This window comes from Nocardioides islandensis (assembly GCF_015352455.1).
Classification (GTDB): Bacteria; Actinomycetota; Actinomycetes; order Propionibacteriales; family Nocardioidaceae; genus Nocardioides; species Nocardioides islandensis.
On sequence record NZ_JADKPN010000006.1, the window covers coordinates 20,654 to 35,452 of the forward strand.

The window sequence follows — 14,799 nt, forward strand, 5'->3', positions numbered from 1 at the left end:
ACAAGGGAGACCGCCCGCTCGTGCTGAACGGTCGGAGGCGCACGTCCGCCGCCATTTCTGGGGTTCTGCTCGCTGTGGTGATCGGCTCGGTGCCGTCGTCCCCGGCCCACGCCGAGCCGACGATCGACGAGGTCCAGCACCGCGTCGACCGGCTCTACCACGAGGCCGAACAGGCCTCCGAGCGCTACAACCAGGCCAAGGTCGAGCTCGAGGAGCTGCGCAAGGACCTCGACGCCCTCGAGGCCGACCAGAACCGTCAGGACGGTCGGCTGGCCACGGTCCGTGAGCAGGTCCAGGACTCCATCATCAGCCAGTACGAAGGCACCAGCATCTCCGCCGTCGGCCAGGCCGTGGTCTCCGACGACCCGAGTGCGTTCCTTTCCCAGCTGACCACCATGTCGGCGTACAACGACATCCAGACCCAGCTCCTGGCCGACTACTCCACCGAGCTGAAGGCCCTCGACATCCGCAAGTCCGCCACCGACGACCGACGCGCGCAGATCTCCGCGATCGAGCAGCAGCTGGCCGACGAGAAGGCGACCATCGACGACAAGCTCGCCGAGGCCAAGGACCAGCTGTCCACGCTGAAGGACCAGGAGCGCGAGGAGCTCCTCGCCTCCCGTGGCGGCACCGTGCGGCTGCCGACCGACGTGCCCGTGTCGGGTCGTGCCGCGGCCGCCGTCCAGTACGCCCTGGCCCAGGTCGGCGACGCCTACGTCTACGGCGCCGCCGGACCGAGCGCCTTCGACTGCTCGGGCCTGACCATGATGGCGTGGGCGCAGGCCGGGGTCGGCCTGCCGCACTCCTCGAGCGCCCAGTTCGGCTCGGGTGCGCACGTGTCGTCCAGCGACCTGCAGCCCGGTGACCTCGTCTTCTACTACAGCCCGATCAGCCACGTCGCCATCTACATCGGCAACGGCCTGATCGTGCACGCGGCCAACCCGGGCGCGGGCGTCCTCGTGGCCGGCGTCTTCTCGATGCCGTACGCCGGCGCGGTCCGTCCTGGCTGATCCGTCACCGCAGGCCGGTCGCCCACGTCGATGGGTGGCCGGCCTCGCGCTGGCGGCCGCGCTCGTCGGCGTCGGAGCCTGGGCGCTGCTGCATGACTCCTCTTACGTCGCGCTGCCTCCGGGCCCGTCCGCGCCGCAGGCCGAGCCGGCCGCCGCGGCCGTCGCCCTCCAGGACCTCGGCCGGGCGCTCACCGAGGGGGATGCCGACGCGGCCGCCGCGCTGGCGCCCCCGGGCGACTCCGACGCGGAGGACCTCCTCGCGGCCGTGGCCGGGAACGCCGAGGCCCTCGGCATCCAGCCGCGGCTCAGGTACGTCGACGAGACCGGCGGCGTGGGGGCCGACGGCCGCTGGTCGGCCGCCGTCGACCTGACGTGGCGCTACGCCGACGACTCGGGCACCGAGCCGGCGCGCGCCGAGGTGACGGTCGACTTCGCACCGGTGGACAGCGGGGGAGTGGCGGTCGCCGGGTTCGGCGGCGCCGACACCGGCCGTCTGCCGGTCTGGCTCTCCGGGCCGGTCGTGGTGCGCGAGGGTCCCGGCGTCCTGGTGGTGGCGGCCGGCGACGGCACGACCGTGCGCGCCGAGGCACTGCGCTACCTGCGGCTCTCGGAGACCGCGGTACGGGTCGTCCGGCGCGTGCTGCCCGGGTGGCACGCGCGGCTGGTGGTCGAGGTGCCGTCCTCGGAGGCCGGGGTCGACCGCGCCATCGACGCGGAGCCGGGCCATTCCGCCGCGATCGCCGCCGTCACGGCACCCGTCGACGGGTCGACGACCGGCGACTCCCCGGTGCACGTCTTCGTCAACCCCGAGGTCTTCGACATGCTGCGCCCGACCGGCGCCCAGGTCGTGCTCAGCCACGAGGCGGCGCACGTGGCCACCGACGCGGCCCGCAGCACGGTGCCGCCCTGGCTGCTCGAGGGGTTCGCCGACTACGTCGCGCTGCGCGACGTCGACCTCCCGGTCACCACCAGCGCGGCCCAGATCATCCGTCAGGTCCGCCGCGACGGCGTGCCCGACGCCCTGCCCGGGGCCGCGGAGTTCGACACGGCCACGACACATCTGGGGGCGACGTACGAGAGTGCCTGGCTGGCCTGCGTGCTCCTCGCGGAGCGGGGCGGCGAGCGTGGGCTCGTGGGTCTGTACGACGACGTCGACGCCGGCCGGCCACTCGGGGCCACCCTGCAGCGACGCTTCGGGCTGAGCGAGACGGCGCTGACACGGCTCTGGCAGCGCCGGCTGGCGGACCTGGCCGGGTCGGGCCGGGTACCAGCCCGCTGACAGACTGGGTCGGGTGGTGACCGCTCACGAACGACGGGTGGCCGCCGTCGTCACCGCTGTCGGGGCGCTCGCCTTCGTCGTCCTCGCGGCCGCGCTCGTCCCCTGGCACCCCGTGCCGGGAGGCGGTCCCACCACGCTGCCCGCGGCGGACACGATCCTGACGCCGGCCCAGCTGGCCCGCGCCCACGACTACTCGGCACCCGCACGCATCCTGGGGTACGTCTCGCTGGTGGTCTCCCTCGCCGTGACGTGCTGGCTGGGCTTCACGCGGGCGGGTCTGCGACTGGTCGGCCGGCTGCCCGGCTGGTGGTGGGTCAAGGTGGTGCTCGGCGTCGCCGCGTTCAACCTGGTCGGCCGGTTGGTGACGCTGCCGTTCGCCTGGGTCGGCTACCGCCGGCGGGTGGAGTACGGGCTGTCCACACAGGCCTGGCCGGACTGGCTGCGGGACGTGGCCGTGTCGTGGGTGGTCAACGTCGTCGGCACCGGTCTGGTGCTGCTGGTCGTCGTCGGCACGGCGCGCCGGTGGCGGACGTGGTGGCCGGCCGTCGCCGGAGGGATCGCCGCCGTGCTGGTCATGCTCGGGTCGTTCGTCTACCCGGTGGTCGTCGAGCCCTTGTTCAACCACTTCACGCCGCTGGCCGACGGGTCCCTGCGCTCCGGGGTGCTGCGGCTGGCCGACGAGGAGGGAGTGCACGTCGACGACGTGCTGGAGGCGGACGCCTCGCGGCGGACCACGACGCTCAACGCCTACGTCTCCGGCTTCGGCGGGACGCGCCGGGTCGTGCTCTACGACAACCTGGTCAACGACGTGCCGGAGGACCAGGTCCTGTCGGTCGTCGCCCACGAGCTCGGCCACGCCCGCCACGACGACGTGCTGACGGGCTCTCTGCTGGGAGCCGCGGGGGCGGTGTTCGGCCTCGGCCTGCTCGGCCTGGTGCTGGCCGGGCGCCGCGAGGAGCCCGGCGCACAGCGCGGCCGGGAGACGCCCGGAAATGCACGAAGGGCCTGGGACCCGGCGGTGGTGCCGAGGGTCCTGGCCCTGGTGGCGGTGGCGGGACTGCTGGCCAGTCCCGTGCAGAACGGCATCAGCCGGCGGATCGAGACCCGGGCCGACGTCGACGCCCTGCTGGCGACACGCGACCCGGACGCGTTCGTCGCGGTGCAGCGTCAGCTGGCGCTGCGGTCCTTGTCGGACCTGGCGACGCCGGCGTGGTCGCAGTTCTGGTTCGGCAGCCACCCGACGACGCGTGAGAGGATCGCGGTCGCCGGGTGGCTGTCGGACCAGCGGGCCGGCCGCTGAGAAAGCGTTACATGCAGTTCGAGGGAATCGCGCTCTGCATGATCGAGTCGCACGTGTCGTCGAACAGAGCGTTGACCCCGCTGCCGAAGAGGAACACGATCGCCACGATGAGAGCGGCGATGCCGGCGATGAGCAGGCCGTACTCCACGGCCGAGGCGCCGCGCTCGTCCCGCTCTGGGGGGCAGGGAATGGTCATGATCGTCTCCTGATGAGGCCGTGGCCGCGAACCTGGTCGCCCAGGTTCGCGGCCACAGCGTGTGGTTCTAGGTGTTGCTTCGGGTCAGCAGGTGGCCGTGGAGCTCTGGGTCACCGAGTCACAGGTGTCCTGGAAGATCTGGTTCAGGGCGCCACCGAAGACGAACACGATCAGGACGATGAGGGCGGCGATGCCGGCGATCAGCAGGCCGTACTCAACGGCAGACGCGCCGCGCTCGTCCATCTTGGCGAGGCGGGCGTTCAGCACGATGCGGAGGTAGTCCAGCATTTCTGTTCTCCTATGAGGAAGGGGATTTGAGTCGAGAAGGCCGGAGGCCTCCGGACAAAAGTTTCCCCGACTCGTGCGCCCCCCGAATCGGGTGAACGTTCCTTGTCGAGTAGTCCTTTCGGACTATGGTTCCCTGGCCTGGCGGCGGCTCGCAGGAGAATCACGAAATTGGCCTCTGACCTGCGGTGATACCTCAATCCAGGGGCTCTCGGACAGAGGCGTCGACGGGGCCCTTCCTGGGGACCTGAGGACGGGATCCGGTCAGTCGCTCAGGTCCCGGCTCGGCAGGCTCGACAGCAGGCCGATCCGCATCGCCGTCACCAGTGCTTGCGCCCGGTTGTTGGCGCCCAGCTTCTGGTAGATCCGGGCGATGTGGGACTTCGCCGTCGACTCGCTCAGGTAGAGCTTCTGCGCGATCCCGCCGGCGCCCAGGCCGTCGGCCAGCAGCACCAGCACCTGGTGCTCGCGGTCGGAGAGCCGGGTGGACTCCGCCGACGCGCGTCGCATCATCGCGCCGACCAGCCCGGCGCACAGGAACGACCGCGGGGAGACCACGGCGTGGCGGGCGGCCTTGACCACCTCGGCGCTGGGGGCGTCCTTGCCGACGAACGCCGAGGCGCCGGCCTCCATGGACGCGAAGATCTGCTCGTCGCCGGAGTGCATGGTGACCACGACCAGACCCGCCTGCTGGTTCTCCTTGCGGATCGCACGGATGATGTCCAGCCCCGTGCCGTCGGGGAGCTGGAGGTCGGTGACGACCACCTGCGGTCGCTGCTCGGCGTACGACTTGAGGGCGGAGCCCACGGTGTCCGCCTCCCCGACGACCTGCATGCCGGGCTCGCGCGAGAACGCGCCGACCAGACCCTGGCGGATCAGCTCGTGGTCGTCGACGACGAGGACGCGGACGTCGTCCTCGGGAGAAGCTGCGGTCATGGTCTCCAGCCTGGCTGTGGGAGTCGGGTCACCGTTGCAGGACACGCCCCGACCCGGACGGGTTCTGCCGGGGGGCCTGGTTGGCGGCGTTGTGTCGGCCTTGGCGCTCGGTACGTGGCCCGCCGACCGTGACGGACACGACCGTGCCCCGCGGCTCTCGGGCGTCGACGGAGAGGTCCCCCTCGATGAGGCGGGCGCGCTCGGCCATGATCTCCAGGCCGTGGGAGTCCTCCCGCCGGCCGCGGACGCCGTGCCCGTCGTCGGACACCACGATCTCGGCGCGCGGCGGCGCCACGGTGCACTGCACCTCGATGACCGAGGGCTCGGCGTGCCGGACGGCGTTGTTCATCGCCTCCTGGGCGATGCGCATCAGCTCAGCCTCCACCTCGGGGCGCAGCCGCTGGGTCGACTCGTCCAGGGTGACCTGGATCGGGACGCCCGAGGTGCTGCTGAGATGACGGGCCAGCGAGCCGATCGCCTGGCCGAGGGACTCGTTCTCGCCGACGCTGGTGCGAAGCGTGCGCACCGACTGGCGTACCTCGCCGACCACGCTGCTGAGGCGCTCGCGGAGCACCTGGAGGCGCAGCGCCTGCTCGGGTGAGGTCGCCTCGGCCATCATGTCGTCGACGAGGTAGCCGAGGGACGCCATCTCCTGGGCGACGCCGTCGTGCATCTCGCGGGCGAGCCGTCGGCGCTCCTCGGCCGTGGCCGCGTCGCGGAACGCCGCGAACAGCAGGGCGGTGTCGAGGTGGACCACCTCGGGCTCCAGGCGCTCGGCCAGCTCGCCGAGCGTGCGCGACAGGCCGAGCGCCACCGGGTCGAGGCCGGGGGAGAGGAAGCCGGAGACGACGGCGACGGTGCCGGCGCCGCTGCTCAGCGGCAGCGCGAAGGCGGACTCGTCGATCAGCAGGACGCCCTGGTGGAAGGCACGGGCGGCCATGTCCTCGGCGGCCGCCTGCTGCTCGGCGGACCCACCGTGGTCGTTGATGATCGGGGTGAGCTGCTCGAACCGCGGCACGTGCACCACGAGTCCGCGGACCGGGAGCTCGTCGTGCACGGCGTTGGCGATGCCCGCCGAGATCGTCACGGGCTCGAGGCCGCGGCTCAGCCCGTCGGACAGCCCGATCAGCTCGCGAATCAGCGCCTGGGCGTCGCGGTAGGAGTCCAACGGGTCGATCGGCTCGCGGTACGTCGCGTGGATGAAGCCGCCGATCAGGCCGAGGCCGGCGCTGAAGATCACCCACGTGAGCGTCGTGCGACTGGCCTCGGCGCTCATCGTCCCGTAGGAGACCATCGAGACCAGGCTGAGGGCGAGCAGCTCGCAGGCCAGCGACACCACGGCGCCGCGCGTGCCGCGGCGCAGCCCCGCGGTGAACGGCGGGAACGTCAGTGCCGCGAGCACCTGGAGGGTGTCCGGCACGGCCAGTGCGCAGGCCACGCCGACCAGCGCCGCCTCGATCGGGATCGCCACCAGGCGGGGGATGGGCATCCGCTCGGCCGCGGTGGCGGCCAGCCACACGCAGCCGATGCTGACCATGGTCAGGGCGGCGGCGCTGTCCTTGGCGAGCACGCTCGCCGTGATGAGAGCGATCAGCGCGAACAGCCGGGTGGTGGCAGCCAGGAAGGCGTACTGCCTCGTGCTGCGCCCGTTCATGTGGGCCCCGTCATGTGTGATCGCTCGGTCGGCTCTACTTGCCGGAGAAGCTGTCGATCATGTGGATGGCCGCCGGGCCCATGACCGCGACGAAGAGGCAGGGGAGGATGCAGAAGATCAGCGGGATGGTCATCTTGACCGGCACCTGCTGCGCCTTCTCCTCGGCCCGCTGACGCCTCTTGACCCGCATCTCCGAGGACTGCACGCGCAGCACGTTGGCGATCGGGATGCCGAAGGCGTCGGCCTGCACCATGGAGCTCACGAACGACCGCAGCTCGACGACGCTGGTGCGCTCGGCCAGAGCGCGGAGCGCCTCGGACCGCGACGAGCCGATCTGCATCTCCCGCAGCACGCGGGAGAACTCGTCGGCCAACGGACCCTGGGTGTTGTGGGCGACCTGCTGGAGGGCGGCGTCGAAACCGAGGCCCGACTCGACCGAGATGGTGAGCAGGTCGATCGCGTCGGGCAGCTCGCGCTGCAGGCGGCTCGCCCGGTCGTAGCCCTTCTGGTACAGGTACATCGCCGGGGCGAAGAAGCCGGCCAGTGCCACGCCCGCAATCACGACGATCTTGGTCGTCGGCGAGTCGAAGACCAACGAGAAGATCACGCCGCCCAGGAAGCCGCCGATCGCCCCGAGCACCTTGCCGCTCAGCACCCGCTCCACGGTCCAGCCGGGGGGGTTGCCCGCGAGGTCCAGCTTGCGTCGGATGCGGTCCGCGCTGTCGGCGCCGGACAGGCGTCGGCCGAGGCCGACGAACCTGTTCTGCAGCGGCGCGAGGACGCGCTCGCCGAAGGGCTTCTCCAGCTCGCGGGTCAGCTCCTTGGGTGCCGTCGTCATCGCCTCGATCAGCTCGAGGGAGCGGGCGACACCCGTGGCGGTGGTGGTGCCGCGCAGGGCGGAGGCCACCAGGCCCAGGGACACGAAGACGAGCAGTGCGCCCATGACGAAGAGCATCGTCATGTCAGACCTCCACCTTGATGATCCGGCTCATCCAGAATGCGCCCACCGAGAGGATGACCGCTGCGCCGCCGAGCATCAACAGTCCCAGCGGCCGGGTGAACATGACGTTCACGTAGTCACCCTTGGTCAGCATCAGGTAGACCAGGAAGCCGGGCGGCAGGCCGCCGAGCACGTAGGCCGACAGCTTGCCCTCGGCGGCCAGGGCGGCCACCTGACGACGCATGTACTCGCGCTCGCGGATCGTGCCCGCGACCGTGTCCAGCAGCTCGGCCAGGTTGCCACCGACGCGACGCTGGATGTTGATCGCCATCACGACCCACTCGAAGTCCTTGCTCTGGAACCGCTCGGCCACGCCCTGGAGAGCGACCTCCAGGCCCACGCCCAGCCGCGTCTCCACGAGCACCCGGCGGAACTCCGAGGCGATCGGCTCCACGCCCTCGTTGACGATGGTGTCGACCGACTGGGCCAGCGACAGACCCGCGGAGAGCGAGCCGGACATCAGCTGCAACGTGTCGGGCAGGTGCGAGGCGAACGCCTTGAACCGGCGGCGCCGGCGGAAGCCGAGGTAGAACCAGGGGCCGATGGCACCGAACGCGAGGAAGAGCAGGCCGATGCCGAGGCTGCCGCCGCCGATGAGGGTGCCGAGGAATCCGGCCGCCAGCATGATGCCGGTGTGCACCAGCAGCCACTCGGACGCGTTGAGCTGGCTGCCGGCGCTCTCGAGCCGCGCGGCGATGCGCATCTCGAGGCCCTTGTTGCGCCTGAGGACGTTCGCGGCCGCCGACTTCGCGGTGGCGAGCTGGTCATCGGGTCGAGCCGAGACCAGGCCGGGGTTCACGCCCTGCGTGTAGCGGCTGACCCGCTCCTCGGCGGTCATCTCGCGCTCGTAGGGGATGGCCATGGTGAGGACGCCGAGCAGCCCGAGCCCGAGCGCGCCGAGGCCGGCGTACAACGCCCAGCCCGGCATGTCGGTGATGGCCCAGGCAGACAGGTGGGCGGTCACGTGGGTGGTGAGCTGCAGGGTCATCGAGCGCCCCGCGAGAAGATCAGCGGGTCGACGGTGACGTTGGAGTGCGTCATCTTCTCCAGGAACTTCGGCCGCAGACCGGTCGGGATCAGGCCACCGAGGGCACGGCCCTGGTGGTCGAAGCCGGCGGAGTGGTCGTAGACGAAGATGTCCTGGAGGGTGATCACGTCGCCCTCCATCGACTCCACCTCGGTCACGTGGGTGACCCGGCGCGAGCCGTCCTTGAAGCGGGTCTGGTGGACGATCAGGTCCACCGCGGAGGCGACCTGCTCACGGATGGCGCGGACCGGGAGGTCCATGCCGGCCATCAGCACCATCGTCTCCATGCGGGCGAGCGTGTCGCGCGGGCCGTTGGAGTGGAGGGTACAGATCGAGCCGTCGTGACCGGTGTTCATGGCCTGGAGCATGTCGAGCGCGGAGGCGTCGCGGACCTCACCGACGATGATGCGGTCGGGGCGCATACGCAAGGAGTTCTTCACCAGGTCGCGGATGGTGACCGCGCCCTTGCCCTCGATGTTGTTCGGGCGGGACTCCAGGCGCACCACGTGGTCCTGCTTCAGCTGGAGCTCGGCGGCGTCCTCGATGGTGACGATCCGCTCGTCGCCGGGGATGAACGACGACAGCACGTTGAGGGTGGTCGTCTTGCCGGCGCCGGTGCTCCCGGACACGATGATGTTGAGACGTCCCCGGACGCACGCGTCGAGGAAGTCGGCGGTCTTGTCCGAGATCGACCCGAAGTCGATCAGGTTGTGCACCGTCAGCGGGTCGGTGGCGAACTTGCGGATCGTCAGGCAGGACCCGTCGATCGCCAGCGGCGGGATGACCGCGTTGACACGGCTGCCGTCAGGGAGGCGGGCGTCCACCATCGGGCTGGACTCGTCGACGCGGCGGCCGATGCGGGACACGATCTTGTCGATGGTGCGGCGCAGGTGGGCCTCGTCGGCGAACTGCGCCTTCACCGGCGTCAGCCGGCCGTCCTTCTCCAGGTAGATCGAGTCGTGGCCGTTGACCATGACCTCGGTGACGTCCGAGTCGCGCAGGAAGGGCTCGATCGGGCCGTAGCCGAGGATGTCGTCGCTGATCTCCTGGGTGATCCGCTGCCGGTCGGCGTTGCTGATCGGGCGCTCCTGGCGCGACAGCACGTCGCTGAGCACCTGGCGGACCCGGCTCTCCAGGTCGGCCTGGTCGACGTCGGCGGCGTACAGGTGCGGGCCGAGCTGCTTGACCAGCTCGGTGTGCACGTGGCCCTTGAGCTCCTCGATCCGCTCGGTCTCGGCGCCGGCCCCGCGGCGGCGCGAGGTCGGCTCGGCGGGCTTCTGGGCGGCACGGCGACGGGCGTCGGCCTCGGCGGCCGTCGACGTGTACTCCTTCGCGGCGCCGGGGGCAGGACCGGCCGACTGGGCACCGCCCGCCGCACCGCCCGGTGCGGCGCCCGGTGCGCCGCCAGGAGCGGGGCCGGGGTCGGTGGCCGTCGAGCCGTTGCTGGCCGCGGGACCCGGCGCGCCGTTCTCGGCGGCGGGTTCGGCGGCGGGATCGGCCGTCGGGGTGGTCGCCTGGCTCGCCTCCGCCTGACGGCGGGCGGCGGCAAGGCGTTCGGCAAGGCTGCTCATGGCCTACCTCCTGATCCTGAAGATGCGGGACCGGCGCTCGCCCTCTTCCTCCAGGTGCCGGCCGGGGCCGGACGCGGGGGAGAGGGGCTCACCGGTGAACATGGCGGCGAGGTTGCGGATGGCCGCGCTCGAGGGGTGGTTGGGGGACGAGGTGAGGATCGGGACGCCGGAGTTGGTGGACGCGGCGATGTCGATCGAGGTGGTGATCTGGGTGGAGATGTCCATGCCGAGGATGGACTCCACCTTCTGCGCGTCGATGCCGACGGCGTCGTCGGCCCGGTTGAGCAGGAGGTGCCGGTGCCCGCGCCCGATGTTGAGCATCTCGAGGGTGTCGAGGGCGACCTTGACGTTCTTGAGGGTCGGTACGTCGAGCGTCGCGATGATCACGCACTCGTCGGTGTCCTCCAGGACGGTCAGGGTCTGCTCGTCGAACGCCGGCGCGGAGTCGACCACGATGTAGTCGAACATCGTGCGCAGCGTCCGCAGGGTCTGGCTGATGAGAGCCGGGCTGATCCGGTCGCGGACGTCCGGGTGGCTCGGCGCCGGGAGCACCTTGAGGGAGTCCTGGTACCGGGCCAGCAGCGAGTCCAGGAGCGCGACGTCGACGTTGTCCTCGGAGCCCACGGCGTGCTCGATGGTGTGGGTCGGGAAGAGCTGGAGCGTGATCGCCACGTCCCCGAAGGCGAGGTCGAAGTCCACCAGGCACACCTGGCGGTTGCCCTTGTCGGTGAGCGCGAGCGCCAGGTTGACCGCGATGGTGGTCTTGCCGACGCCGCCCTTCGGCGAGAACACCGAGATCACGGTGCCGTGGTGCTCGGAGGCCGAAGGACCGCGCAGGGCCACCGAGAACTGGTGCGCCCGCGTCACGGCCCCGGCGATGCTGTCCAGGTCGTTGAGGGCGACCACCTCCCTCGCCCCGGCCTGCATGGCCCGGGCGAGGGTCTGGGTGTCGAAGCTCTCCCTGACCAGCACGACTCCGGTCATCGGCCTGCTGACCCGCAGGCCCTCGCAGACCGCGACCGCGTCGTCGAACCGGACGTTCGGGCCGAGAACCACGACGTACTCGTCGGTGTGCTGGGCCAACCAGGGCAGCAGTCTGTCGGTGGAGTCGACGGACTGGCACCCGGGAGGGAGCGCACCGAGGAGCCGGCGGACGCTACCGCCGTCGGGATCGACGATGACGGGCATGGACTACCTTCCGGAGTGGTGGAGAGGTCAGGGGAGCACGTCGGTGTTGGTGGTCTCTTGACCCTCGGCGACCGTGCTGTCCTTGGTCAGAAGGGCGAAGGTGACGTCCAGCGTCTTGGACGCGAGGATCACCTTCTGAGCCTGATCCTGGGTGAGGGCCAGCGTCAACAGGGTCCGCGGGAGCTGCTCGGTCTGCTGGGTGCCGTCCTCGGCGGTCGTCGTGGTGGTCACCGGGGTCGTGCTGCCGACGCCGAGCACGGTGACGCGGTCGAGGAGCAGCTTGGTCTTGGCGGCCACCGCGGCGGGCGCGTTCGGGTCGGCGCTCGTCTGGGCGGCGTTGGTGGACGTCACGAAGATCGCCACCTCCGAGCCCGGGTTGACGAAGCCGGCCACGCGGTCGGGGTCGGTGAGGTTGACCGAGATCGCCATCATCTTGGCCGGGATGCCGAGCGGCGAGGCCGCGTCGGCGGCGTTCGCGCCGAACTTGTCGGCGACGATCTGCTCGCCCGGGAGGATGTTCTGCAGCGCCACGGTGCCCTTGAGGGCGTCCGGGCTGGTCTGCACGTTGGCGAGCAGCTGGCTGCGAGCGACACCCTTGGGCACGATCTTGCCGGCGTCGAGTGCGGCCTGGTAGCTCTCACCGGACTCGATCGGCTGGGCGGCGGTGAGGACCGTGACGGCGTCCACGCTGTCTTGCGCGCGGGCATCCGCACTGCGGACGTAGAGGAAGACGAGGAGCGTGCCGAGAGCGGCGACGACTGCGGCGATGATCAGGAGGACCCTGCGGCGATCCATCGGCTGTGACCCTTTCGGTGGCCTGGCGGTCGACCCAGCACCCCCCAGCGCTGGAATGAGGCTTGCGAGTGGTTGAGCGAACGTCTGTGCTGTTGAGTGGGGATTAGGCGACCGTTCCGGCTCGCCGCTTGGAATCGTAAAGGCGCGCTTCGGGCCGGGAGGGCTTTTCGTAAAGAATGTGCGCGCGCGTCCGTCTGGCGGATCGACAGGCGAGACGGATGCTCAGCCGTAGAGGTCCGCGACGTCCTCGCGGTGCTCGCGCATGACCACGTCGCGCTTGAGCTTGAGGCTCGGCGTGAGCTGGCCGCCCTCCTCGGTCCACGCGACCGGCAGGACGGCGTACCTGCGGATCGACTCGGCCCGGGAGACGGCCTTGTTCGCGTCCTCCACGGCCTCGTCGAGCTCGGCCCGGAGGTCCGCGTCGTCGACCAGGTCGGCCACCTTGGTGGGCTTGTCATGCGCGGTCGCCCAGGCCGTCAGGGCCTCCTCGTCGAGGGTCACCAGCGCGGCGATGAAGGGCCGCCCGTCGCCCACGACCATGCACTGGTCGACGAGGGCGTGGGCGCGGAGCCGGTCCTCGAGCACGGCGGGCGCGACGTTCTTGCCGCCGGCCGTCACCAGGATCTCCTTCTTGCGCCCGGTGATCCGGACGAAGCCCTCGTCGTCGATCTCGCCGATGTCGCCGGTGTGGAACCAGCCGTCCCGCTCGAGCACCTCAGCCGTGGCGGGTTCGTCCTGCCAGTACCCCGCGAACACCTGGCCGCCCTGGAACAGCAGCTCGCCGTCGTCGGCGACCCGGACCGAGGTGCCGGGCAGCGGCCGGCCGACGGTGCCGACCTTGACCGCGCCGGGGGTGTTCGCGGTCAGGGCCGCCGTCGTCTCGGTCAGCCCGTACCCCTCGAGGACGGTCAGCCCGATGCCCCGGTAGAAGTGGCCGAGCCGCTCGCCGAGCGGCGCGCCACCGGAGACGGCGTACAGGCACCGCCCGCCCAGGGCGGTGCGCAGGCGCCCGTAGACGAGCCGGGAGAACGCCGCGTGCTGGGCACGCACGGCCGGCGACGCGTGGCCCCGGGGGGAGTCCAGCCCACGCGACCACGCGATGGCGACCTCCGCGGCGCGCTCGAAGATGCGGCCACGGCCGTCGGCGGTGGCCTGCTGGGCGGCGGTGTTGAAGACCTTCTCGAACACCCGCGGCACGGCCAGGACGAACGTCGGCCGGAACTGGCCGAGGTCGCGGACGAGGTTGCGGACGTCCGCGCTGTGGCCGAGCCGGACCCGGGCCTTGACCGCCCCGACCTCGATGATCCGGGCGAACACGTGCGCGAGGGGGAGGAAGAGCAGCGTCGCGGCGTCGTCGACGGCGAACAGCTCGTCGAGCTCGGGCACGGCCACGCCCAGCTCGGTCATGAAGTTGCCGTGGGTGAGCATGCAGCCCTTGGGGCTGCCGGTCGTGCCCGAGGTGTAGATGATCGTGGCGAGGTCGAGCGGCGTGGCCGTCGTACGGCGCGTCTCGAGGTCCGCGTCGGCGACGTCGGCGCCGAGGTTGGTCAGCACCGAGACCGCGTTGTCCTCGATCGACCAGACGTGCCGCAGCTCGTCCAGGTCCGAGCGCACCTCGGCGATCCTGGTCAGGTGGGACGGCCCCTCGACGACGGCGGCGCGGGCGCCGGAGTCGCGCAGGATGTGGCCGACCTGCTCGACCGACGAGGTCTCGTACACCGGCACCGACACCGCCCCGGCGAACCAGATCGCGTAGTCGACCAGCGTCCACTCGTACCTGGTCCGCGACATGAGGGCGACCCGGTCACCGGCCTCGACGCCCGAGGCCACCAGCCCCTTGGCGACCGCGCGAACCTCGGCCAGGAACTGGGCTGCGGTCACGTCCTCCCAGTTTTCCGACCCCGGTGACCGGCGGGTGAGGACCGCCGCGTCGGGAGCCTCCTCGGCGTTGCGCACGACGTCGTCGGTGAGGTTGCCCGTCGCGGGTAGCGCGACCGTCAGGGGAGTGGAGTACTCGCGCAAGCCGGCAACCTCCTGGGGACTTCGGGCTCGGGGGCTGATCCGCGGGCGAGGCTACCGCTCGGGAGCCCCCGTGCCATCGGCTAGCCTCCGGGCCATGGCCGAGCAGACCTCCTCGTCGATCGTCATCGACGCGACCCCGGCGGCCGTCATGGACGTGATCGCCGACTTCCCGGCGTACCCCGCCTGGGCCAAGGGGGTGAAGGTGGCGACCGTCCGTTCCGCGGGGACCGGTGGCCGCGCCGCCGAGGTGTTCTTCGCGCTGGACGTCGCCCCGATCAGGGACGAGTACACCCTCGCCTACATCTGGAACGGCGACCGCGACGTCTCCTGGACCCTGGCCGAGGGCAAGATGCTGCGGGCGCTGGACGGCTCCTACATCCTGGACGACCGCGGCGACGGCACCACCGAGGTGACCTACAGGCTCGCGCTGGACGTCTCGATCCCGCTGATCGGCATGATCAAGCGCAAGGGCGAGAAGATCCTGATCGACGCCGCGCTCAAGGGCCTCAAGCAGCGCGTCGAGTCGCTGGCCTGAG

Annotated in this window: 14 protein-coding genes; 4 read left to right on the forward strand and 10 right to left on the reverse strand. The window is 71.2% G+C overall.

Going from position 1 to position 14,799, the window contains the following annotated elements:
* Window positions 1-89: 89 nt before the first annotated feature.
* From ISU07_RS11445 to ISU07_RS11455, 3 genes are read left to right on the forward strand one after another with little or no spacing between them, the layout of a single operon-like run.
* Window positions 90-1,010, forward strand: a complete 921-nt coding sequence (locus ISU07_RS11445) for a C40 family peptidase (RefSeq protein ID WP_323742559.1) — start codon at window positions 90-92, stop codon at window positions 1,008-1,010.
* A 34-nt stretch (window positions 1,011-1,044) separates the two neighbouring features.
* A complete protein-coding gene (locus ISU07_RS11450; RefSeq protein ID WP_194706936.1) occupies window positions 1,045-2,289 on the forward strand; it encodes a hypothetical protein in 1,245 nt (414 codons plus the stop codon).
* A gap of 13 nt (window positions 2,290-2,302) precedes the next feature.
* The gene (locus tag ISU07_RS11455) at window positions 2,303-3,589 is read left to right on the forward strand and encodes a M48 family metallopeptidase (protein WP_194706937.1); all 1,287 of its coding nucleotides are present in this window, start codon (window positions 2,303-2,305) and stop codon (window positions 3,587-3,589) included.
* A 7-nt stretch (window positions 3,590-3,596) separates the two neighbouring features.
* Here the strand turns inward: ISU07_RS11455 and ISU07_RS11460 are convergent, their stop codons facing one another.
* The 10 genes from ISU07_RS11460 to ISU07_RS11505 form a co-directional block, all read right to left on the reverse strand.
* Entirely contained in the window at window positions 3,597-3,785 is a 189-nt protein-coding gene (locus tag ISU07_RS11460) for a Flp family type IVb pilin (protein ID WP_194706938.1), read from the reverse strand.
* Window positions 3,786-3,869: 84 nt separating this feature from the next.
* Window positions 3,870-4,073 carry a Flp family type IVb pilin gene (locus ISU07_RS11465; RefSeq protein ID WP_194706939.1) on the reverse strand — a complete coding sequence of 68 codons (204 nt, stop codon included), beginning with the start codon at window positions 4,071-4,073 and terminating at the stop codon, window positions 3,870-3,872.
* A gap of 261 nt (window positions 4,074-4,334) precedes the next feature.
* Complete coding sequence (locus tag ISU07_RS11470; RefSeq protein WP_194706940.1) at window positions 4,335-5,006, reverse strand: response regulator transcription factor; 672 nt, start codon at window positions 5,004-5,006, stop codon at window positions 4,335-4,337.
* 28 nt (window positions 5,007-5,034) lie between these two features.
* Window positions 5,035-6,660 (reverse strand): sensor histidine kinase, encoded by a 1,626-nt coding sequence (locus ISU07_RS11475; protein WP_194706941.1) that lies wholly within the window; start codon window positions 6,658-6,660, stop codon window positions 5,035-5,037.
* A 34-nt stretch (window positions 6,661-6,694) separates the two neighbouring features.
* Window positions 6,695-7,621 (reverse strand): type II secretion system F family protein, encoded by a 927-nt coding sequence (locus tag ISU07_RS11480; protein WP_194706942.1) that lies wholly within the window; start codon window positions 7,619-7,621, stop codon window positions 6,695-6,697.
* A 1-nt stretch (window position 7,622) separates the two neighbouring features.
* Complete coding sequence (locus ISU07_RS11485; RefSeq protein WP_194706943.1) at window positions 7,623-8,648, reverse strand: type II secretion system F family protein; 1,026 nt, start codon at window positions 8,646-8,648, stop codon at window positions 7,623-7,625.
* A complete protein-coding gene (locus tag ISU07_RS11490; RefSeq protein WP_194706944.1) occupies window positions 8,645-10,258 on the reverse strand; it encodes a CpaF family protein in 1,614 nt (537 codons plus the stop codon). The genes ISU07_RS11485 and ISU07_RS11490 overlap by 4 nt, the downstream gene beginning before the upstream one ends.
* A gap of 3 nt (window positions 10,259-10,261) precedes the next feature.
* Complete coding sequence (locus ISU07_RS11495; RefSeq protein WP_194706945.1) at window positions 10,262-11,446, reverse strand: AAA family ATPase; 1,185 nt, start codon at window positions 11,444-11,446, stop codon at window positions 10,262-10,264.
* A gap of 27 nt (window positions 11,447-11,473) precedes the next feature.
* Window positions 11,474-12,241: a Flp pilus assembly protein CpaB gene (cpaB, locus tag ISU07_RS11500; protein WP_194706946.1), complete on the reverse strand. Its 768-nt coding sequence runs from the start codon at window positions 12,239-12,241 to the stop codon at window positions 11,474-11,476.
* A 222-nt stretch (window positions 12,242-12,463) separates the two neighbouring features.
* Window positions 12,464-14,263 (reverse strand): AMP-dependent synthetase/ligase, encoded by a 1,800-nt coding sequence (locus tag ISU07_RS11505; protein ID WP_194706947.1) that lies wholly within the window; start codon window positions 14,261-14,263, stop codon window positions 12,464-12,466.
* Window positions 14,264-14,357: 94 nt separating this feature from the next.
* On the opposite strand from ISU07_RS11505, the gene ISU07_RS11510 reads away from it, so the two are divergent.
* Complete coding sequence (locus tag ISU07_RS11510) at window positions 14,358-14,798, forward strand: SRPBCC family protein (protein WP_194706948.1); 441 nt, start codon at window positions 14,358-14,360, stop codon at window positions 14,796-14,798.
* Window position 14,799 lies beyond the last annotated feature (1 nt).

Excerpts from the sequence above, each read along its gene's own strand:
- ISU07_RS11480 (WP_194706942.1), bottom strand. The coding sequence starts at position 7,621 with ATGACGATGCTCTTCGTCATGGGCGCACTGCTCGTCTTCGTGTCCCTG.
- ISU07_RS11495 (WP_194706945.1), bottom strand. The coding sequence starts at position 11,446 with ATGCCCGTCATCGTCGATCCCGACGGCGGTAGCGTCCGCCGGCTCCTC.
- ISU07_RS11510 (WP_194706948.1), top strand. The coding sequence starts at position 14,358 with ATGGCCGAGCAGACCTCCTCGTCGATCGTCATCGACGCGACCCCGGCG.
- ISU07_RS11460 (WP_194706938.1), bottom strand. The coding sequence starts at position 3,785 with ATGACCATTCCCTGCCCCCCAGAGCGGGACGAGCGCGGCGCCTCGGCC.
- cpaB (WP_194706946.1), bottom strand. The coding sequence starts at position 12,241 with ATGGATCGCCGCAGGGTCCTCCTGATCATCGCCGCAGTCGTCGCCGCT.
- ISU07_RS11475 (WP_194706941.1), bottom strand. The coding sequence starts at position 6,660 with ATGAACGGGCGCAGCACGAGGCAGTACGCCTTCCTGGCTGCCACCACC.
- ISU07_RS11465 (WP_194706939.1), bottom strand. The coding sequence starts at position 4,073 with ATGCTGGACTACCTCCGCATCGTGCTGAACGCCCGCCTCGCCAAGATG.
- ISU07_RS11470 (WP_194706940.1), bottom strand. The coding sequence starts at position 5,006 with ATGACCGCAGCTTCTCCCGAGGACGACGTCCGCGTCCTCGTCGTCGAC.
- ISU07_RS11485 (WP_194706943.1), bottom strand. The coding sequence starts at position 8,648 with ATGACCCTGCAGCTCACCACCCACGTGACCGCCCACCTGTCTGCCTGG.
- ISU07_RS11490 (WP_194706944.1), bottom strand. The coding sequence starts at position 10,258 with ATGAGCAGCCTTGCCGAACGCCTTGCCGCCGCCCGCCGTCAGGCGGAG.